The organism is Novosphingobium sp. FKTRR1 (genome assembly GCF_020404405.1).
GTDB lineage: Bacteria > Pseudomonadota > Alphaproteobacteria > Sphingomonadales > Sphingomonadaceae > Novosphingobium.
Genome location: NZ_JAIZDA010000019.1, coordinates 1 through 20,021, shown reverse-complemented (window position 1 = coordinate 20,021; position 20,021 = coordinate 1). Strand labels below are relative to the sequence as shown.

The 20,021-nt window shown below is 63.6% G+C and carries 17 protein-coding genes and 1 pseudogene; 10 read left to right on the top strand and 8 right to left on the bottom strand.

What is annotated here, in order from left to right:
• Nucleotides 1–23 precede the first annotated feature (23 nt).
• Genes LDN95_RS16525 through LDN95_RS16480 form a run of 10 tightly spaced genes read left to right on the top strand, consistent with a single transcriptional unit; the run spans nt 24 to nt 10,485 of the window.
• Nucleotides 24–449: a hypothetical protein gene (locus LDN95_RS16525; protein WP_226018691.1), complete on the top strand. Its 426-nt coding sequence runs from the start codon at nt 24–26 to the stop codon at nt 447–449.
• 8 nt (nt 450–457) lie between these two features.
• Nucleotides 458–853, top strand: a complete 396-nt coding sequence (locus LDN95_RS16520; protein ID WP_226018690.1) for a TrbI F-type domain-containing protein — start codon at nt 458–460, stop codon at nt 851–853.
• Nucleotides 840–1,367, top strand: a complete 528-nt coding sequence (locus LDN95_RS16515; RefSeq protein ID WP_226018689.1) for a S26 family signal peptidase — start codon at nt 840–842, stop codon at nt 1,365–1,367. The genes LDN95_RS16520 and LDN95_RS16515 overlap by 14 nt, the downstream gene beginning before the upstream one ends.
• Nucleotides 1,364–2,020 carry a type-F conjugative transfer system protein TraW gene (traW, locus tag LDN95_RS16510; protein WP_370631705.1) on the top strand — a complete coding sequence of 219 codons (657 nt, stop codon included), beginning with the start codon at nt 1,364–1,366 and terminating at the stop codon, nt 2,018–2,020. Before LDN95_RS16515 ends, traW begins: the two co-directional genes overlap by 4 nt.
• The gene (gene traU, locus LDN95_RS16505) at nt 2,017–3,048 is read left to right on the top strand and encodes a conjugal transfer pilus assembly protein TraU (RefSeq protein ID WP_226018688.1); all 1,032 of its coding nucleotides are present in this window, start codon (nt 2,017–2,019) and stop codon (nt 3,046–3,048) included. The genes traW and traU overlap by 4 nt, the downstream gene beginning before the upstream one ends.
• Nucleotides 3,045–3,818: a type-F conjugative transfer system pilin assembly protein TrbC gene (gene trbC, locus LDN95_RS16500; RefSeq protein WP_226018687.1), complete on the top strand. Its 774-nt coding sequence runs from the start codon at nt 3,045–3,047 to the stop codon at nt 3,816–3,818. The genes traU and trbC overlap by 4 nt, the downstream gene beginning before the upstream one ends.
• Entirely contained in the window at nt 3,815–5,506 is a 1,692-nt protein-coding gene (locus tag LDN95_RS16495) for a conjugal transfer protein TraN (protein ID WP_226018686.1), read from the top strand. Before trbC ends, LDN95_RS16495 begins: the two co-directional genes overlap by 4 nt.
• Nucleotides 5,487–6,314, top strand: coding sequence for a conjugal transfer protein TraF (locus tag LDN95_RS16490; protein WP_226018685.1), 828 nt, complete (start codon nt 5,487–5,489; stop codon nt 6,312–6,314). Before LDN95_RS16495 ends, LDN95_RS16490 begins: the two co-directional genes overlap by 20 nt.
• Nucleotides 6,315–6,339: 25 nt before the next feature.
• Nucleotides 6,340–7,752 (top strand): conjugal transfer protein TraH, encoded by a 1,413-nt coding sequence (locus tag LDN95_RS16485; protein ID WP_226018684.1) that lies wholly within the window; start codon nt 6,340–6,342, stop codon nt 7,750–7,752.
• A gap of 36 nt (nt 7,753–7,788) precedes the next feature.
• A complete protein-coding gene (locus tag LDN95_RS16480; protein WP_226018683.1) occupies nt 7,789–10,485 on the top strand; it encodes a conjugal transfer protein TraG N-terminal domain-containing protein in 2,697 nt (898 codons plus the stop codon).
• A 5-nt stretch (nt 10,486–10,490) separates the two neighbouring features.
• Here LDN95_RS16480 and LDN95_RS16475 read toward each other — a convergent pair whose 3' ends face one another.
• The 8 genes and pseudogenes from LDN95_RS16475 to LDN95_RS16440 all read right to left on the bottom strand — a co-directional run.
• Nucleotides 10,491–10,706, bottom strand: coding sequence for a hypothetical protein (locus LDN95_RS16475; protein ID WP_226018682.1), 216 nt, complete (start codon nt 10,704–10,706; stop codon nt 10,491–10,493).
• Nucleotides 10,707–11,309: 603 nt separating this feature from the next.
• Nucleotides 11,310–12,503 (bottom strand): IS91 family transposase, encoded by a 1,194-nt coding sequence (locus tag LDN95_RS16470; protein ID WP_226018681.1) that lies wholly within the window; start codon nt 12,501–12,503, stop codon nt 11,310–11,312.
• Nucleotides 12,504–12,506: 3 nt separating this feature from the next.
• Entirely contained in the window at nt 12,507–13,412 is a 906-nt protein-coding gene (locus LDN95_RS16465; RefSeq protein WP_226018680.1) for a tyrosine-type recombinase/integrase, read from the bottom strand.
• A gap of 244 nt (nt 13,413–13,656) precedes the next feature.
• Nucleotides 13,657–16,110: an AAA family ATPase gene (locus LDN95_RS16460; protein WP_226018679.1), complete on the bottom strand. Its 2,454-nt coding sequence runs from the start codon at nt 16,108–16,110 to the stop codon at nt 13,657–13,659.
• Nucleotides 16,107–16,313, bottom strand: coding sequence for a hypothetical protein (locus LDN95_RS16455; protein WP_226018678.1), 207 nt, complete (start codon nt 16,311–16,313; stop codon nt 16,107–16,109). Before LDN95_RS16455 ends, LDN95_RS16460 begins: the two co-directional genes overlap by 4 nt.
• A 596-nt stretch (nt 16,314–16,909) precedes the next feature.
• Nucleotides 16,910–19,015: a family 16 glycosylhydrolase gene (locus LDN95_RS16450; protein WP_226018677.1), complete on the bottom strand. Its 2,106-nt coding sequence runs from the start codon at nt 19,013–19,015 to the stop codon at nt 16,910–16,912.
• Between the two features lie 25 nt (nt 19,016–19,040).
• On the bottom strand, nt 19,041–19,877 hold the full coding sequence (locus LDN95_RS16445; protein ID WP_226018676.1) for a glycosyltransferase: 837 nt from the start codon (nt 19,875–19,877) through the stop codon (nt 19,041–19,043).
• 38 nt (nt 19,878–19,915) lie between these two features.
• Nucleotides 19,916–20,021, bottom strand: a pseudogene (locus tag LDN95_RS16440) (IS5/IS1182 family transposase); the annotation flags it as partial.

Below are 20,021 nucleotides of genomic sequence, written 5' to 3'. Positions count from 1 at the left end.
CTTCCCAAAGCAAGGACACACCCATGCCTCTCTACCTCGTCACGCCCTTCGACCATCTCGCAACCCCGGTAGCCGCTGACATGGCGCCGCCTGGCCTTCCGGTTCCCGCAACTTCGGCGGGCGATAACCCGCCGCCCGCGCGGCGGTACTTGGCCGACCTCTGGTACATCCTCGTCAAGGCCGGTGCCTTTCTCGGCGCGATCTATCTGATGGTGCTCGGGCTGCCTTTGCTCGCCTTCCTGATGCTGGCGGGCGGCGATCCCGAGCGGCTGTTCCTCCACCTCGACAACCTCGCCGCGCACTATCTCGCCGCTGACCACAACGCGCGCGCCGCGTTCGACCAGGGCACTGCGCTCGGGCTCTTCGGCCTCGCCACCCTGATTGCGATCTGGCGGCTGCCCTCCTTCCTCGATGCCGTGCAGGCAGGCCTTTCGGAGAGTGAAAAGTGAGGAACATTATGGCAACATTGTCGGCGCCATCCCTGTCCTGGCGCAGGACGCTCGGCACGGCAGCACTCGGGGTGAGCCTCACGCTCTCCACGCTCTGGGGTATTTGGGCGACCCGCAGCCTGCTGGCGCTTGAGAAGCGCCAGGTCGTCACGGTCCAGCTCTCGCGGATCATGGGCGACTTTGTCGAAGCCGAGGCCCGCTCGGGCCGGCCGCCCGAACAGACCCGCGGCGAGGTCGAGGCCTATCTGCAGGCTGTGCAAGCCTCGGTCGAGCGGCTCGGCCGCGACGGCCGCACGGTGCTCGTCGCCGAAGCCGTCGTCGCTGGCGGTGTGCCCGACATGACCGACACGGTCCGCGCCGATGTCGCGCGGCGTATGGGGGACCTGGCCCGTGCTGCGCGCTGACTTGCTCCACCTCAAGAGCGGGCACTGGCGCAACCTGCTGCTGACCGGCGGTGCCACCCTCGCACTCCTCGGTGCTGCCGGGCTGAGCGACTTTGCGCGCGCCCACGCCTTGCTCGTCAACGCCAGTCCCTCGCTTCCATGCTGGGCAATCTGGCTGACGCGCGGGGCCGAGCCCGGCAAAGGCGACCTCGTGCTCTTCGTGCCCCCGCGCTCGGACCTGCTCCAGCGGCATTTCGGCAAGGAACCGGGGCTCTTCGGCAAGCGGGTGCTGGGGATACCCGGGCAGCACGTTACACGCGAGGGGCGGCAGTTCTTCGTCGACGGCGTGCCCGTCGCGCTCGCCAAGCCGATGACGCGCACCGGCGAGCCGCTCGCACTCGGCCCCACCGGCACGATCCCAAAGGGCTGCTACTTTGTAGGCAGCCCGCACAAGGACGGTTTCGACAGCCGCTATGCCGCGATCGGGTGGATCTGCCGTCCGCGTATCCTCGGGACCGGGAGGGCAATCCTGTGAGGCAGCACCCTATCCACCGCCTTGCCCCGGTGCTGGCATTCGCGCTGTGCGCAAGCACCGTCCCGACCGCTGCCCGCGACTACGGTCAGCACGGCACAGTCTGGGCGATCGCCGAGCCCGATCTCCTCGAACAGATCCATGCCCGCCTGACCCATCTTGAAGCGAGCGGGGAGACCGCGCGGCTCAATGCCGCACTTCAACGCCGAACCGTCGCCAAAGTCGAACGCCCCGATCCGGTCCCCGGACTTGCCCCTGCCGCAACCACGCGGAGCTGGACTTTCGATCCCACCATCACGGTGAGCGCCGATATCCGGGACGCGAAGGGCCAGGTGATCATCGCGCGCGGCACCCGGGTCAATCCACTCGACACCGTTCCGCTGCGCAGCCCTCTCGTATTCCTCGATGGCGACGACCCGGCCGCGCTCGACTGGGCGGCCACTACTTTCGGCAAGCGCCGGCCCAAGGTGATCCTCGTCTCCGGTGCGCCGCTGGCGCTCATGAAAGCGCGGCAGATGCGCTTCTACTTCGACCAAGGCGGCACGCTGGTCCGGCATTTCGGGATCCGCGCGGTGCCTGCTGTCGTCGAGCAGAAAGGCCGCGTCCTTCAGATCACCGAACAGGCGCTCAAGCCAGCGCCAGGGAGGGCGTCATGACGCGGCTCGGCTCGCTTGTCCGTCACGCGTTCGCGGCCGCCGCAGGCCTAGCGCTTGCCGTCACCGCCGCGCCTTCGCCCGCAGCAGCCGCATCGGGTCCGGGGCGCTGCACCGGGCATTTCGTGAACCCGATCACCGATATCTGCTGGTCCTGCCTGTTTCCGATTTCGATCGGCGGGCTCAAGATCTGGCCATCGGGCCGGCCTGACACCAGCAACCCTGCGCTCCCGGTGTGTCTCTGCGGCCTGCGCCCCGGCATCGCCATGGGCTTCTGGGAACCGGTGCGGCTCGCCGACGTCAGCATGAAGCCATGGTGCTTCGTCAACCTGGGCGGGCTCAAGCTCGATCCGGGCTTCGACATCGGCTTCAAGACCATGGCCGGACCTTCGGCGGTAGGCGGCGCGGCCCAGTATGCCTCGCAGTGGCATATCCACTGGTACGCCTACCCGCTGATCTACTGGATGGAACTGGTGGCCGACTTCCTCTGCCTTGAGCAGGGCTCGGTCGACATTCTCTACATCACCGAGCTCGATCCGCTGTGGCAAGACAGCGAGCTCACAGCGATCATCAACCCCGAGGCAGTGCTCTTCGCCAATCCGCTCGCGCTTGCTGCCTGCGCAGCCGATTGCGTTGCGGCCACCACCAAACTTCCCAGCGACGACCTGTTCTGGTGCGCGGGCTGCCAGGGGACGATGTACCCGCTGAACGGCAACGTCTCGGCGACGATCGGCCATGTCCAGGCCTCGCGCCTCACGCTCGCGCGCTTTGCCTACAAGCTCCACCGCGAGCTCGTCGCCTGGGGCACGATGGGCGGCAAGGGTCTCTGCGGCAAATACCTCATGCCGGTCATGCGCAAGCAGCAGTATCGCTTCCAGGCGACCAACCCCAATCCCCAGACCAGCGGCCGCTATGCCTGCGCGCCGATTGGCGCCTCGACGACCTTCATGTCGGCAGGACAGGTCTATCCCGCGATCGGCGAGGACATGGGCTACCTCGTCTGGCGCAAACGCAATTGCTGCGCCCTATGAGCCGCCGGCCCTCCCTCTCCCTTCGCACCTGGGCGCTCACGGGTCTTGTCATGACATCCGCCCTCGGCGGCGCGCTCGCGCAGAGCGTACCGGCGGATATCGATGTCGCGGCTATTCGCGCGCGTGCAGGCGAACAGGCTAGCGAAGCCGAGGCTCTCGCTACGACCGCGCGGGCCCGCGCCAAAGCGGTCAGCGCCTCGGCCACCGGCACTGCGGAGCAAGGCCAGGCCAATGGTGCGCGTTTGGCGGCAAGTCCGCGACTTCAGACCGGCAAGACCGGCGATGTGTTCGATTTCGACGGCATGGTCGCCGATGCGGGAACCATGGCAAAGGCGGATCTCGGCGAGGCGCCGCGCTTTATTGCCTTTGCCAGTACCTCAATGCCGCCGGCCGCGCTCAAGGCGATGATGGTCGATGTCCCGCGCGCGGGCGGCGTGGTGGTGTTTCGCGGGCTGACGCGCGGCAGCGCCCAGGCCATGACTGCCGCGCTGTCGCGCGTGCTTGCGCCCGGCGAGCGCCGTGACGGGGTCGGGATCGATCCGCGCCTGTTCCGCGCCTTCGGGATCGAGACGGTGCCGACCTATGTGGTCGCCAGCAGCGACTTCGATCTCTGCGACGGCTTCGATTGCACGACCAATGTCCCGCCGTTCGACCAGATCAGCGGCAATGTCACCGCGGCCTATGCGCTCGACACGATAGCGGGTGGTGGTGGTCCCGGCGCAAAACTCGCGGCCCAATATCGCGCGCGGCTCGAGGAGCGAGCGCGATGATCCGCCGCCTATCCACCCTCCTGCTGCTCATGACCGCACTGCCGGTACTGGCCCAGAGCAGCCCCGACGCGGCTCGCGCCGATGGCAAGGCCTTCGGCGCCGCCAAGGCCGCTGCTGCCAAGACCGCTGCGACCACTGCGCCCGATGCGACACGCATTCCGGGGTACAACGGGACGCCTGCGCAATCGGGCTACTTTGCCGATCCCGATCGCATGGCGCACGAAGCTGCAAGGCAGAGCAATAATCATGCGGGTTACCGGACAGTGCGCGATTCCCTGCAACACCGCGCAAGGTTCACGCCGGTGGATCTCGATGCCACAATCGCCCGCAGCCGCACGATCAGCGGCGATCCGATGACGTATGCGAGCGGCATGGGCGGAAACGGCACTGCCGGGCGCTGCGTCCCGCTCCCCCCATCCACCAGCGCGGCGGCACGCTACAACGCGACCTGCAACACCGGTTTCACGGCCACTGCCGAGAACCGCAGCTGCACGGTTCGCCTGACCCCGCAGCTGCGCGATGCATCCACCTACCTCTACTTCTGCTCGACCGGTGGTGACTGCTCGGCTTTCATCGGCCCAAAATGCCGCAAGACCGGCACGCATCCCGGCCCGTGTCTGCAACGTGACAAGACATTTGCCGGCGGGGGCTGCACCGAGCCCGGTGATCCGGTCGATGAGTTCACCTGCACCGAGCAGGTGGCGGGTTTCACTCCAGTGGCTGTCAGGCCGGGTACAACGGTTGACACCGTGCGCGACGAGAGCGCCTGCGCAGGCCTTGCCGCTGACAGCGACTGCACGCAGGACAGCGAGACCTGCACCGACAGCGATCCCGTCACCCGCACGGTCGGCGGCTTGTCCATAACCCGGCCCTGCTGGGGCTGGGAGCGCAGTTATACTTGTGCAGCATACGCGGCGAAGCAGGACTGCTCGGCACTGGACGCCAATCCCGGCTGCCATTTTGTCCGCGCCGATTGCCTGACCGATGAGCCCTGCCGGACCTGGGAGCGGGTCTACGATTGCCCCGTTCCGGATGAGCCAACCGATCCCGACCAGTTCATCTGCGACGGCGATGTCTACTGCATCGACGGCTCCTGCGAGACCATCGACCGTCAGCCCAACACCGAGTTCAAGGATGCCGCCGTCGCGCTTGGCGCCATGAACCAGGCGCGCCGCGAGTTCGATCAAGCCAACCTCAAGCTCTTCGAAGGCGAGCGCGCGAGCTGCGCGTCCAAAGTCTTCGGCATATTGAACTGCTGCAAGGGCAAGGGTTTCCCGCTGATCCCGGGCATCCAGCTTCTTGTAGCGCTTGGCTGCAGCCGCGAGGAACGGCTCCTCCACGAGCGCGACGCCAAGGGCCTGTGCAGCTATGTCGGGACCTACTGCGCTTCGAGTTTCCTCGGCGTCTGCTTCACCAAGCGCAAGGTCTACTGCTGCTTTGAATCGAAGCTCTCGCGCGTGCTTCAGGAGCAAGGCCGGGTGCAGCTGAACAAGCCTTGGGCCCCGCCCAAGGAAGAAAGCTGCTCGGGGTTCACCGTCGAGGAGTTCGCGAAGCTCGACCTCTCGAAGATGGATTTCAGCGAAGTCTACGCCGACTTCACCAACGCTGCGCGCCTGCCCGACGAACTCCAGGCCGCGAGCGACCTCCAGCAGAAAATCGAGGCCTACTATGCCCAAGCTTCGCATTGACCGCGCGGCCCGCGCCGCCGTGCTCGCCGCCACCCTGCTGGCCGAACTTGCCGCCCCGGTCTGCGCCGCTGATCAGCCGCCGGCTACAGCGCAGGCGGCCGATGATCCCTTCTACTGCACCGAACGCCAGCTCGGATACTGGTTCTACTGCACGAAGCCGAAGCCAGCAGAACTGGCCCAGGCCATCCCTGCACCCGCGGCATCCGCAACCCAGCAACTCGATACGATCACCGCCGAGCTGCGCGAGCTGAAGGCCCGCGCGATCCTAGAGCCCACCCCTGCCAATGTGACCGCCTATATCCGCTTTCAGCGCGCGCAGCTCGACCGCGCTTCGCTCTTCAGCGATGTCTGGCAGCGTTCGATCTGGCAAGATCCGGACCTCGACTACACGCTGCAGCGCCCCGTCTCGACGCTCGGAAAACGGCAATGGCAGGACGCGCGCAAGGCGGAGCGCGATTCTGTCATGGCGCACCTCTCCGAGCGCTACGGTCTCTTCTACTTCTTCGCGCAAAGCTGCAGTGCCTGTTCGGTGATGTCGCCAATCGTGCGCTCAGTCGCGGCAACCTGGGCGATCGAGGTACGCGCGATCTCCACCGACGGCGGGCCCTCGCCCGATTTCCCGCGCTACACCGCCGAGACCAACCAGCGCGCCCGCATGGGCCTCGAACCCGGGATCACGCCCGCCGTCGTCCTCTGGGATGCCGCCGCGCACCGCGCGATCCCGATCGGCTACGGCGTGATGTCGGCCGACGAGCTCCAGGACCGCATCTACCTCCTCACCTCCAAGGAAGCCGGCCATGACTACTAGCTCCCAGCGCCTGACCGCCGCGATCATGGCGCTCGCCCTCCCCCTCGTCTCGATCCCGGCGCCAGCCGGCGCCAATGTCGGCAGCTCGATGGATGCGTTCCTTAACGATGTGGGCGGCGCGGCCAACGTCAACGGCCCGACCGCGTTTCAGGGCCAGTCGGCGGGCTACTACAGCCTCGGCAATGTCTGGACGCGCTTCCCGCAGAAGACGACCACGATCGCCAACCTGCAATTGCCCAAGGCCCGCGCCGGCTGCGGCGGGATCGACCTGTTTGCGGGCTCGTTCAGCTTCATCAATGCCAGCGAGATCGTCGCGATGCTCAAAGCCGTCGCCAACAACGCGGTCGGCTTTGCCTTTAGCCTCGCCATCGACACCGTCTGCCCTGAATGCTCGAAAATCATGCAGGAGTTTGCGCAGAAGGCGCAGCTCATGAACAACTTGAGCATCAATTCTTGCGAGATGGCGCAGGGTCTCGTCGGCGGTGTCTGGCCCAAGGGCGACCTGGCCGACAAGGCGGTCTGCGAGGCTATTGGTAACAGCCAAGGCATCTTCACCGACTACGCCGCCGCCAAGCACGGCTGCGGCACCCGCGGCGAACGGGCCAGCACGACGGCGAGTGCAGATGCGAGCTTCAAGGACGTCAATCCGGGGATCCCTCGCAACTACACCTGGACCGTGCTCAAGAAGTCCGCCTTCTTCTCGCCCGGCGGCACGTTCGACCAGGAACTCGCCGAGTACGCGATGACCCTGGTCGGCACCGTGATCTACCAGCCGCCCAAGGACGACACGCCGGGCAAGTTTGTTCCCGTAGCTGGTGATGCCTCGTCGACCCTAGTCTCAGCACTCCTCGACGGCAGTTCGGGCGGGTCGGTCAAGATCTTCCACTGCGACGAACCCGACCAGTGCCTCAACCCCGGCCTCGCAGCGCTCTCGGTGCCAACGTCCAAGGCGCTGCGCCCGCGGATCGCTGCGCTGATCGACGGCATGGTCCAGGCGATCCGCGACGACACCGCGATCACGGCGGCGCAGAAGGAACTGCTGCAGGTTTCTTCGATCCCGCTCTACAAGATCCTGACCGTCCAGGCCGCTTATGGACGCGGCATGCCAACCGATGACCGCCAGACCCTCGCCGAGATTGCCAGCGTCGACCTGCTCTTTGCGGTGCTCGACCGAATCGTCAGCGAATCCAGCCGCTCGATGGCAAGCTTCATCGGTGCCGACGAGGCCAAGATCGCGCTGTGGCAGGGCCAGGTGAACGTGGTCCGTCAGGCGCTCGCCGACCGGCAGGCCAATACCCAGGCCAAAGTCGGGGCGATCATGCAGATCATCGAGAAGACCGCCTTCATCGAGAACCTGCTCGCCAGCCAGATGTCGCCCGGCATGGCGGCCGCACTCGACTGGTCGCGTGCCGTCGAAACCCGCGCACTCACCCACTGACACGTCAGTTCATAAAGCCAGCAAGGGACCAGCGAGATGGTCGAAGTCTTCACGATTGGTGGCGGTGATTACCTCGTCGCGGTGTTCCGGGCGGTCGCTGCCTGGACCGGCAACGGCGGCTACAAGGGTTTGCTGCAGGTCGTGATGGTCATGGGTCTCGGGCTCTCGGCGCTGACGCTGGCGTTCGGCCAGGACTGGCGTGCGTGGATCAACTGGTTCCTTGGCGCGACGCTCATGTACTCGTGCCTTATGGTGCCCCGGCTCGACGTCCACGTCACCGACCGCATCAATCCCAGCCTTGCGCCCGCCAATGTGAGCAATGTGCCGCTCGGCCTTGCGCTCATGGCGAGTTTCACGAGCCAGGTGGGCGACTATCTGACTGGCTCGGCTGAGGTGGTTTTCGCGCTGCCGCCGCAGCTCAACTATTCGAAGAACGGCATGGTCTACGGCGCGCGCCTGTTTGAGGCGACGCGGGGCCTGCGCATCTCCGATCCCGAATTCGCTGCCAATCTCGACGAGCATTTTCGGCAATGCGTGTTCTACGATGTGCTGCTGGGCCGGGTATCGATGCAGACCCTCGCGAACAGCACCGACATCTGGACCACGATCGGCCCCGGCAGCCCGGCGCGCGCGCAGCGGTTCCTCACCCGCGACGCAGCCAGCGGCAAAGTCACAGCGACCATTCTCACCTGCCGCGAGGCCTACACCGCGCTGAACGGTCAGTGGGCCGGCCTTTTCACAGCCATGACGACGGCGTTTGGGCGGCAGCTCTATCCGAACCAGACCGCTGCGCTCGCCAGGGCCAAGCTGCTGGCTGATCTTCCGGTCGCCTTCCAGTACTTGTCGGGCGTCTCGGCCAATGCCTCGCAGATCTTCAAGCAGACGCTGACAATCAACGCCATGGCGCAGGCGATGCACGGCTTTGCAGGCAGCAGCGGGGCTGCGAGCATCGATGTCTATGCCCAGACCCGCGCCGATATCCAGACCGAGCGCACCTACGGCTCGATTGCGAGCAACGCGATGAAGTGGGTGCCGCTCCTCAATATCGTCCTGACCGTGCTGTTCTACGCGCTGTTCCCGGTGCTTTTTCCGCTGTTTCTGCTGCCCCGCACCGGCCCCACGGCACTCAAAGGCTATCTGACCGGCTTCTTCTATCTCGCAGCTTGGGGTCCGCTCTTCGTCATCCTCCATATGATCCTGATGACCAAGGGCGCTTCCGATATGGCCGCTGTCGCGAATGGGTCCGGGCTCAGCCTCGCGACACTCACCGGCATGGCCGACGTCAATGCCGATATCAGCTTGCTGGCAGGCTATCTGATCGCCTCGGTGCCGTTTCTGGCTGGCGGTGTCGCCAAAGGCGCGATGGCAATCTCATCGCAGGCGACATCCTACCTCAACCCCAGCCAGAACGCCGCGGAGGAAGCCGCACGCGAGGCCAGCACCGGCAATGTGTCGCTCGGCAACTCCAGTATCGACAACTCGAACGTGTTCACGCGCCAGTTCGCGCAAGGGACCGTGGCGCCGAGCTTTGCCTATGGCGCCCCGCAAACCCGCACGATCAGTGACAGCGGTACGGTCACATCTTCGTTCCCCGACGCGGCCTACGACCAGGTGCCCAGTTCGAGCTACCCTTTCACACCGACATTGGGTGCCGAGTTCTCCTCGCGCCTTGCGACGATGGCATCCGAAGCTAAGAGCCGCAGCGAGACCCTTGCCAATGTCGCAAGTCAGTCGACCTCCAATGCCATCAGTCGGTTCAGGGAGCTGCGCAGCCAGTTCAACTCGTCTCGTGGCAGCGAGACCGCGCAGGGCAACACGACATCGGACAGCATTCAGACCGCCTACAGCGAGGTGGATCAGGCCTCAGCCAGTCTGCAGCGGCAGTTCGGGCTGTCGCGGCGGGCGGCTGATGACATGTCGATTGCCTGGTTTTTGAACGGCGAAGCATCTGCTGGCCTCGGCGGTAACTTCGGAACCGCGAAAGTAGGGGTCGGAGCGCGGGGTGGCCGAAATCAGTCCTGGACGACCAGCGACACCGCGATTGCATCCGAAGATCGCTCTCGCATCCTCGGTAGCCTCAAGCAGATGTCCGACAGCAAGAACTGGTCTAGCACCCGCGATGGCTTCCTCCGCACTATCAGCACATCCGGAAACTCGTCGGTCTCTTCGAGTGCCAGTGGACTGAATTCCAGTATCACGGAAAGCCGTGCCAACTCCCGAGAGGCTCGGCGGGCAGAAGAGACAGCGCACCGGCTAGAGCGCCAGGCTTCGTACTTCGCCGGCCATAGTGCCGCGGGCAGTCTGAACCTGAGCCAGGCATATCGCGAGTGGGGCATTGCAGAGCTGGATCGCAATCGCGACTTTTATGGCAATGCCCGCTTCGACGACACGGCCTTTCAGCTCAGCCCAGCGGGGCAGGCATTGCAGTCGAAGTTCATCGAGAACTATGCCGATAAGCTGCGCGACGATATATCCGGCGACCTAGCCCTCCCTTCAGCTTCGCCACTGGCACAGCCGGACACACTTGGCGTCCGTCAGGTCTCGGCGAGCAAGGTCAGCGGCAAGCAATCGCGTCTACCAAATGTCGAGGGGATCCATTCGAGCGTGGAACAGGCGCAGATGCGGGGTCGACGCACAATTGCGACTCAACGCAGTTCGCTCCAAGCCCTGACCAAAGATGCTACAGGAGTAAGTGCGGACCGAGCCAAGCACGTGAAGGAATGGCCCGAATAAGGCCTTCAAAGAATGAAGTCTGCAAGCATCACGTACCCGACGTAGACAGCCAGGATCAGGCAAACCGCAATGGTCACAATCCGATTGATCGGATCAGCCCAAGCCTTCTTGATCCGGTACTCGGTCAACCGGTTTTCGGCCAGCGCCTCGTCAAGCTCTCGTAGGCCAGCCCAATCCTGGCTTGGCTGCGTAGACTTTTTCGGATCATATACTTCAGCCACGATGCACCTATCGCCTTCCCAATCGGAACATAACATAAACAAACTCGAGCTGATAGCCAAAATTTTCCATCAAAATTTCTGGATAGACAGCATATTCAAGCGACACGAAGACTGCGTCCGTTTGCTGTACAAACAGCCCTCAGGTCAGGTGACGACAGACTAGTACCGTTATCTAAAGGCACGGCTCGAAGCCCCAACCAACTGGAGTCCTAATCCGCGAACAAGGCCATCTTTCACGGCACCAAATCGGAGCGTCCCAACCGGTAGTCAAATCACTTTGTTCACAGCAAACCGGAATGGCGTAGTCTGTGAAGGGTTTCGGGCGCTTGCGTACGAAAGCCTCCAGTGCAGGAACCCGCGGGCCCCACGCGCTGGTCTATGGGTAAAGCTGCATTGGGATGGTTCTGGAGGGTAAGCGCTGCCGCTGCGGAAGTGCACCCGCCGGCCGGATCAGCGTGATTTCGTGCAGCGTCAGACCGCGAGCGACGGCTGTTATGAAGTTCGCTGTGCCCTGGGCCCGACGTAATTCCGGGATGGGTACGCGCTGGGTCATCGGCCAATGCGCCATGAGCGTGACCGTCATGCAGGATGGGCCATGCCAGATCATGGCGCGTGTCTCTGGGCTGGGAATGCTGCCGTTGGTGGTGCGCGTGGTTGGCACCAGCGAGCGAAGGTTTCGATAATGGTCATGTGCCCGCCGCAACATGGGCATGGCGGGCGATGATCGGGCTGCTCGCCGGGTTCGGGCTCCTCGGCAGGTGCAGCGACGCCCAGCAGCCTGCGTGCAAGCGCCATGGTGTCCTTGTGCGCTGAACTGGCAAGCAGGCCATAATGCCGGATGCGGTGGAAGCCGCGCGGCAGGACGTGGATCAGGAAGCGACGGATGAACTCGTCGGTCGCCAGCGTCATGACCTGCTGGCGCTCGGCGCCATCGCGGCGATAGTCCTTGTAGCGGAACGTCACGCCGGTCTCGTCGAAGCCGATGAGCCGCCGGTTCGAGATGGCGACGCGGTGGGTGTAGCGCGAGAGATAGGCCAGCACCGCCTGCGGCCCGGCGAAGGGCGGCTTGGCATAGACCACCCAGCGCTTCTTCCGGATCGGGGACAGATGCCGCAGGAAGGCCTTGCGTATCGCTAGGCCCGCCAAGGTGCTGAAGAAGACGAGCTTGCCGGCATCGAACAATGCCAACAGGCGAGTGAGGAACAGGCGGCGGAATAACGCGCCCAGCACGCGCACCGGTAACAGGAAGGCGGGGCGTGACGAGATCCACCGCGTGCCGTCGAGCGCGATGCCGCCGCCAGGTACGATCATGTGCACATGCGGGTGGTGGGTCAGCGCCGATCCCCACGTGTGCAAGACAGCAGTGATCCCAACCCGCGCGCCGAGGTGCTTGGGATCGGCCGCGATGGTCAGCATCGTGTCCGCAGCGGCGCGGAACAGCAGGTCATAGACCACCGCCTTGTTCTGCCAGGCGATCTCGGCGATCTCGGCAGGCACCGTGAAGACGACGTGGAAGTAGCCGACCGGCAACAGATCGGCCTCACGCGCGGCCAGCCAGGTGCGCGCGGCAGCGCCCTGGCACTTGGGACAATGCCGGTTGCGGCAGGAGTTGTAGGCGATCCGCCAGTGCCCGCAATCATCGCAGGCTTCAACGTGACCGCCCAGTGCGGCGGTGCGGCAGTTCTCGATCGCCGTCATGACCTTGAGCTGGCCGAGGCTGAGATGCCCGGCATGGGCTGCACGATAGGCGGGCCCGGCGCTGTGGAAGATGTCGGCGACCTCGAGTGAGGCGCGCACGGTTCAACCGGGAGGTGCCCTGCCTTCCATCACGGCAACGATCTGGTCGAGCGGGCTGGCCACCGCCCGCATGGTCTTGCTGGAAACCTGAGTATAGATCCCAGTCGTGTTGATGTTCACGTGTCCGAGCAAGACTTGGATTACGCGGATATCGACACCCTGCTCGAGCAGGTGAGTAGCGAACGAGTGGCGCAATGTGTGCGGGCTTACCCGCTTGTGGATCTCTGCGCGCTCGGCCGATTCCTGCACGACCCGGTGCAACTGGCGAGCCGAGACTGGATCCGTGCCGCTACGGCCAGGGAATAACCAACCATGCGGCAACATAACCCCGCGCCGCTTGCCTTCGCGCCACCACTGTCGAAGCAAGTCCAGCAGGTGCGTTGAGAGCATGGCGTTACGATCCTTGCGCCCCTTGCCCTGCTCGACGCGGATCAACATCCGTGCGCTGTCGATGTCATCGACCTTGAGGTGGGCGACCTCCGAGACCCGCAGGCCCGCGCCATAGGCAACGCTGAGGGCTGCCTTGTACTTTATGCCTGGCGCTGCCTCGAGCAGCCGCGCTGTCTCCTCGACGCTCAAAACCACCCGCAGCTTGGGTGTGAAGCGAACGACGACCAGCCCTAGCGCCATCTCCGGCCGCCTGAGGGTTATCCCGAAGAGGAACCGCAGTGCCGACACGGCCCCATTGATCGTGGCCGGCCCCACGGCGCGCTCGTGCTGGTCGACCTGATAACGCCGGAGGTCTTCCACCGTAGCCGTGTCCGGGGGGCGGCCGAGAAACGCGGCGAAGTTACGGACATGTCGGATATAGTCATTCTGCGTGTGCGCCCCGAAGCCACGCATCGTCATGTCCTGCAACATCCGCTCTCGCAGCGAATGAGTTGGGATTGCGGTCGTGATAGTATCCATGGTGAGTCCCTTTCCGTTGAAGGAACTCCACGCTCGCCAGGCCACATCGCCGCTCGCAAAGCCTGAACAATACTACGCTACATTACCCCAAGCGACTCTCCCGCGCAGCGGGTTCGTGCTCTGGGACGATGCAGTAGTTCCCCTCGGCGTCGCCGAATGTCGGCTTCCGCCAAGAGCCGACATTTACCGTCTGGCCGCATCGGCTTCGTTAGACGAGCGAGGCTCCGCTTCGAACCCGCACAAATCACTTCGCGATCAGATTTAGGTTGAGCGCCCCGCACTGGCACCGGACGCCTCCTCTGGGACCTCGCTCGGGCGTGACCGAATACATCTGCTCGCAAGTTGGGCACTCGAAGGAGGAGACGAGCGCACGGAAGGACGTGACGACCGGAGCGAAGTCGCCTTTCCCAAGGTCCGCCCAGGCGTTGTAATGCACGCCGGCATTCACCTGCCACTGACCGACGTTCGTCGCCTGCTTGGCCGCCGTGAAATCTGCCTCGCGCGCGACGATGGCCGCGACGACGTCGCTTTGCCCCCACGAGTTTGCGACGTCCTTTGCCTTCCTGAGCAGCTTCCCGAACTCGCCGATCGCCGCGGGCATCGTGTCGCCGAGCATGAACTGGGCGTCACCCCTGAACTCAACCGGCGCGCGCAGCCGATGGCAGACCTCCGCCGCGTAGTATTCTAGGAAACGCCGCAACATACCAGCGGCCTTGCTGACCTCGTTCAGGGTGAGATGGGCGTCGATCTCCTCCCATACCGACGCGTTCGTCCATTCCGTGGGTCCAGTCTCGACTGTCCAGGTCCGGAAGTGTGCCAGCCCCCTCGACTTGATGATGCCTTCGGCCCGCATGTGGCGCAGCCACACGTCGTCGTGCGTCGTGAAGATGAACTGTGTGTCCGGGAACCGGTCCTTAAGCAGCGTGCAGACCTCTCGCCGGTGGCCCTTGTCGACCGACATGAGCACATCGTCGAGCACCGCGAACGTGAATCCGGTACCCAGCAGGTGCTTCATCAACGACAAGTACAGGCACAGCCCCATCCCATCCTGATGACCCTCGCTATGGTAGGCGCCGGGCGGGAACTTGCCCCGTCCGTAGAAGTCGACGTCGAACGCCAACTTACCGATGGAGGGGAGCAGGGCGGCGGTGAACCCGGACTCGTCGTCTCTGTTGATGACGCGGTAGCACTCTGCGAACTCTTCCTGAACCTCCTCGTAGATTCTCTCCAGCGCCTTCGTAGTCGTGTCGCCGAAAATCTCGAACGCCTTGGCGGAGCGCTCCGCCCTCGCCCTGCCGACTGCGAGCGCCTGACGGGCCCTGCGGAACTGATCGAGCCGCTCCTGCCCGACCGTAAGGAAGTCGCGCGCCGCATCCTGCACGCTCGGTTCCGGCAGGGCCGCCACCGCCGCGGACACCGTCCCGATCACCGCTTCCAGATCAGGCATGGTGCCTGCGACGGCCAGCACCGCCACTGTGTCCTCGATCGGGAGGAACGCCTCCAACTGCCGGTAGCGACCCAGTAGCACCTGCTTGCAGTCGCCCAGCGCCTTCACGTCCAATGGCGGCGTGAGCCCCTGTGAGTCCGTGATCGTGGCGGCGATCGCCGTCCCGGCCTCCCGGATCAGGTCCAGGATGGGCGTCATGCGCTCTTGGATCGCGCGCTTCCGCGCGGAGATGTCCGCGAGATGGGACAGCTTGCCCCGAAGGTGGGCGACGAAGCCCTCCTCGTCAAACGCCTTGTCGCACACCGGGCAGTGCTCGCCGTCATAGAGGTCGAGCGCCGTCGTGAGCAGACCCTCCTCTTTCACGCCGCTCACCGAGGACGGATTGGCGGCCAACTCCGTCAGCGATGCCGCGATCGCCGCGCACTCCGCGGCAACTGTCGAGGCGGTCAGGGCCGCGAGCGCCGCCTGCAGCGCGGCAATGTTCTCGACGGCGTGGGCCTTGATTACGCGCGACCGCACGCCAACCGACCCGGTGGTCGCGAGCCCGTCGACGAGCGACATGGTGGCGAGCAGGTCGTTGAGCGGACCGAGCCCCAGTATCGCCCGCCTGGGGTTGACCGCATCGAGTATCGCGGCCTTACCGACCTGGGTCAGCCCGAGCGCGGTTCTGAGAAGCCGGGTCGCCTCAGCCTCCGACCGTTCGAGCGGCTTCAGCTCCCTTTCATAGGCATTCGCGATCTTCTGCAGCACCACGCGCAGCTTCTCGACGTCGCCGAGCTGGAGAAGGGCCTGGACCTCCTTGGCGCGGTCGCCCGGCTCGGATAGCACGAACCGTATGAGTTCGCGCCTCGACAGCACGAACTCGGGATGCGTTCTCACCTGCTCGAAGACCGCGAGCACGTCCGGATCAGCCGGCGTGATCGTCGGTGCATTGAGGCCCTTCACCGATCGGTGGATCGATGCCTTCTTGCCGTTGAGCGAAGGGATGGTGACGTCGATCGTGACCGTCGCGAGGTCGGGCTTGTTCTGCGAATCGACGTGCGGACCGTGCTGCTTGACCGAGAGATTGCCGGTGCCACGACCCGATAGACGGGAAATATTCCCGGTGAGTCCGAACTCTATCGCATCGACGATCCCGCTCTTGCCTGTCCCATTCGGCCCGCAGGCGGCGAAGTTGTCGCCGTTGAGCGTCAGCGTCAGGTCGCGGATACCGCGGAACTCGCGGATTGAGATCTGCTGGATGCGGATCATTGCGAGTCCGGGAAGAGGGCGTTTCGCACAGCCGGCTCGGCGAACACGCCATCGACCAGCACGAGCATTCTGAGCTGCTCCGCACACTCGCTGAAATCTTCGACCTTCGCGAGTTCGTCGAAGAAGGTAGACAAGACCGCGCCGGCGACCGTCGTCACGCGAATCTGCTCGCCCCCAAGTTCAAGCTGATCAGAAGGTTTCATCCTGCTTCAATCTCCCCATCGCCAGCCCCGCTGGAGTAGTCCGCAAGATCAGCCTCCAAAGAATGTAACTTAGAAGCGCCTGATCGGCCAAGCGAGTACAGATTCAAGCCCACCGACAATGTGAGCTTAGTCAGGACTCCGCCTCTTCGAGTGCCGGCTCCGACGTAAAGCGACATTCCTGCTGCCCTATCGGAACGACATATGTTGGTCGCCTTCTACCTTTAGCGACACGCCGCCTCGTGGGACAAAGCGGCCGGGCACCGTCGCTTGCAGTAAGGTCCGGCTACGCCGAAACCCGTCATAAGTGGAGCCGAGTTAGCTATCTCTGAGCGCCAGGAACGCTCGCCTCCTGGACAATGCGAAGCTTCTCCTCGTCGCTCCACCGCCGGCGGCGGCCGGTCTCGACCACCTCCATCCGACTTAGCGACACTATCTCACTGTGAGTATGGCCGGCCATACGACTGATAGTCGACGCTCAGACCATTCCTCGCAAGGCGGCCGCTACCGGAGGCGTCCCTATCTCTCCAATACTCGGGGTTTCGGACAATCCGGAACAGACCCTTTGGGACGAGATTGGAGCGAAGGTAGGTTTGACTTCAGGTTATCCGGACGTTCCTGAACGTCGCCGTGGCGGGTAGACGCGCCGGTTCAACTTGTCCCGCGAGTTCCCGAGAGCGAGGCGCCCACAGATTGAAGTGAAGCTTCATTGGAAGGTGGGGAATTGGAGTCGGGTCCCAACTGCCGCGCCTGTGTATCACGCGTCCATCCACCGCCCACGTGATGCTGTCGGGCCTCCACTCGATCGAATATCGGTGAAAATCGCTGGAAGCGTCGAATCCCAGAGGGATGCGGCAAGGCGAACCCCGGTAGCCGTAAGCCGCGCTGGTTCCCGTATCACCAGGATTGAAGTAGACATTAAGTAGGATACTCATGGGGTCGTCCCCCGTGATCTCGAAGTCAATTTCCTGTCTGGGATCGGCTCGGTGCAGAAAGAATCCGGTCACGAGCCCGCCCCCCGACGCTGCCTTGATGTCCGCTTCGAAACGGCCGTGTTGATAACTGGCGCAGCTCGCGAGCGCACCGGAACGGTAGGGCCTGGCGAGCTTCGGTTCGGGTGCGACTCGTAGGATTAGGGTGGATGCCTCCCGGTCATGTACGATGCTCTGGCGCTCGAACGAGGCGAGGTTTCCGGGGAAAGTTTCCTCCAAAGGTTCGAAGTCCGCCGGATCATGCCCAGGGGGGGAAAAGAGCAGGATACCGGTCTCGGTCAGGGCGCTCGATTCGGGATCGGGTTCAGCTGGCCATCCGGATGCTGGTGTCAAGGCCCACGCGGAATCATCCGAGCGTGGTACGAGCGGTCCCGCTCCTTCTCGCGAACGGTTCGCGTTCTTGCGATCGTCGCGGAAAAGTCTCCATTCCGACGGTGTCCCAACCGGATAAGGGTCGACTGGCTTGGCGAGGCCGAGAAAATCGCACAGGACGGCCCAACGCTCAGGATCCGTATTACAACTAGAGAAGGTGGCGACGGTCGTTTGGGGTACGCTGCTGAGATCGAGCGGACATCGTTCGCTCCTGTCGAGCAGAAATTTGAGTTTTGTATCAGTGGCGAGCTTCACCAGGACATTCGCCTCGATCTGGGGCTCGACGAGTGCGTCGAAGTCCGAGAGTAAAGTCGGAATATTTTCGGCACCGATCATCGATTCATACGTATCGAATACCCTGACGCGCAGCCCCAGCATCGAGAGTGCCATCGCCACGCTTTCCTTCGCGACTTCATCACACCAAACGAACAGCGGGCCGACTGCGACCTTGGATGGCGGGGCGACCGCATCTGCGTCGATCACGCCGGCTCGTGCGAGATACGGCAAAACGGAGTAGCTGTTGTCTGATCCGCCGTCGCGTCGTTGCAAGATGGCGGGCGTGGACAATGCCAAGGTCCGGAGTTCACCGAAGCGTCGGTTCATCCACATGTCGACTGGCCCCTTCACCGGCATCGCCAGGAGGAGCTTACGCGCCGCGCTTTGCGAAAGGACGTATCCCGAAAGGAACCAAAGACCGCGCGCCGGTCGGAAGAGGTCTCGACAGACAGCTCTGCGGTCGGCTGTTCCCTCGGCATCCAGATAGGATAGATACAGAAGATCTGGCCCCTCGGCACCCGGAAACCTGTTCCTTGCGGCCATCCAGCCCCGGTCGATCGCTGAGCGCGCACCCGGCCTGAACCATATATCGTCTTCGAGGATTAGAGTGTATTCCTCGTTTCCGGCCGCGACCGCCTTCCAAGCCTCTATATGAGACCTAGCTACTGCTACCTCCTGTCGTGTCATTGCTATGGGCTGATGGACGCCGAAGCACTGCTCCAGACGTTCATCGGGCTGGACGTAGAGCTGATCGCCGAGGACATACGCGGGATCGACGTCCGCAGTCGAAGCGACGCCGCGTCCGTCTCGCGCATCGACCGCGGCCAGCCTAGTCGTGATCGAGGTCAGTGGTGCTCCTGATGCCGTCCTGAACCGGTTCAATTCGCGCAGCGTTCGACGCAACCTAGAGGGCTGTCGTTCTAGGTTTATGACCATGATCGCCCCGATCTGTCCCGGATTGGGGCCGAAGGCCTTGATGCTTCCACCGGGAATGTGGCTCGAGGCCGCATTCAAAACTCGGAAGACACCAGCTCGAAGCCAGTCAAATGTGCCCTGCAGGTTCACGGAGCCTCCTGCGAGTACGACGTGTTCAGCATCCGTAGACGTTCCGCCAGTTCCGTTCGTCTCCCCTATAAGAGAGGTGCCATCGCATCTCGGCGATAGAGCCCCAATCCTTGAGGAACTCGAAGTCTAATGGCAGGCCGCGCGACTGCAGTTGCTTAGTGTGAGCGACGAGCGCGATGGTTAGGTTTCCCGGTCCGGTAGTCGCCTGGATCTCGGGAAAGGGATCGTCATCGAGTAACTTTTCGGTGGCGCGAGCCAGTGCCTGTATGAGCACCGGGTGCCGGGCCGGAGCGATAAGAGGATCGTTGTTCACGTAGAAGTTGTGGCCTTCGCTGGCCATGTCCGGGTTCCAGATGTCTGAAGCACGCATCATCCCGCCTGCGGTGATGTCGTAGCACAGGGGCTGCAGTTTCAGTCGGTCTCCGTTGAATAGGCTGGGCCAATCCTCGCCGACCAAAACGTCGTCGGCGTCGACGTAGAGACCTCCTTCTGCAACGATGAAACACAGTCGCAAATAATCGCTTCTCATTGCGGGATGTGCACAGCGGGCGAACGCGGTTTGCTCCCTCTGACCATACCTTTCTGCTATGTATTCAGCGGCACTGGCGTCATCATGGAGGAAGACCTCGAACCCTTCGGCTGCTAGCTTTTCCCAGCTCGCCATGCATTCGCGCACGTCATCGGGCAGATCGGACGGGTCGTGCCAGTATTGGAGGATCTTCCTTGGGATCGCATTGTTGCCTCGGTCGTCACGCGAATCTCCGTCTCCGACCTCTTGCCCCAACTGATTTAGGATTAGCATGTGAACGAAAGCCGACCTCGAAGACTCCGATTCCTCGGGCGCTATTGGTTTGATCGTCACGTTATCACCTGCCACTTAGAGCCCGATTCAAAAGTCTGTCATGCGGCTGAAAGTCGCGCAATTCTGCGGGTTAGCATCCGGATAGAAGCGATATTCGCCCACGCGGTCGAGCTCTCGATGGAGCGTTCCCAGTCTTTGGCGAGG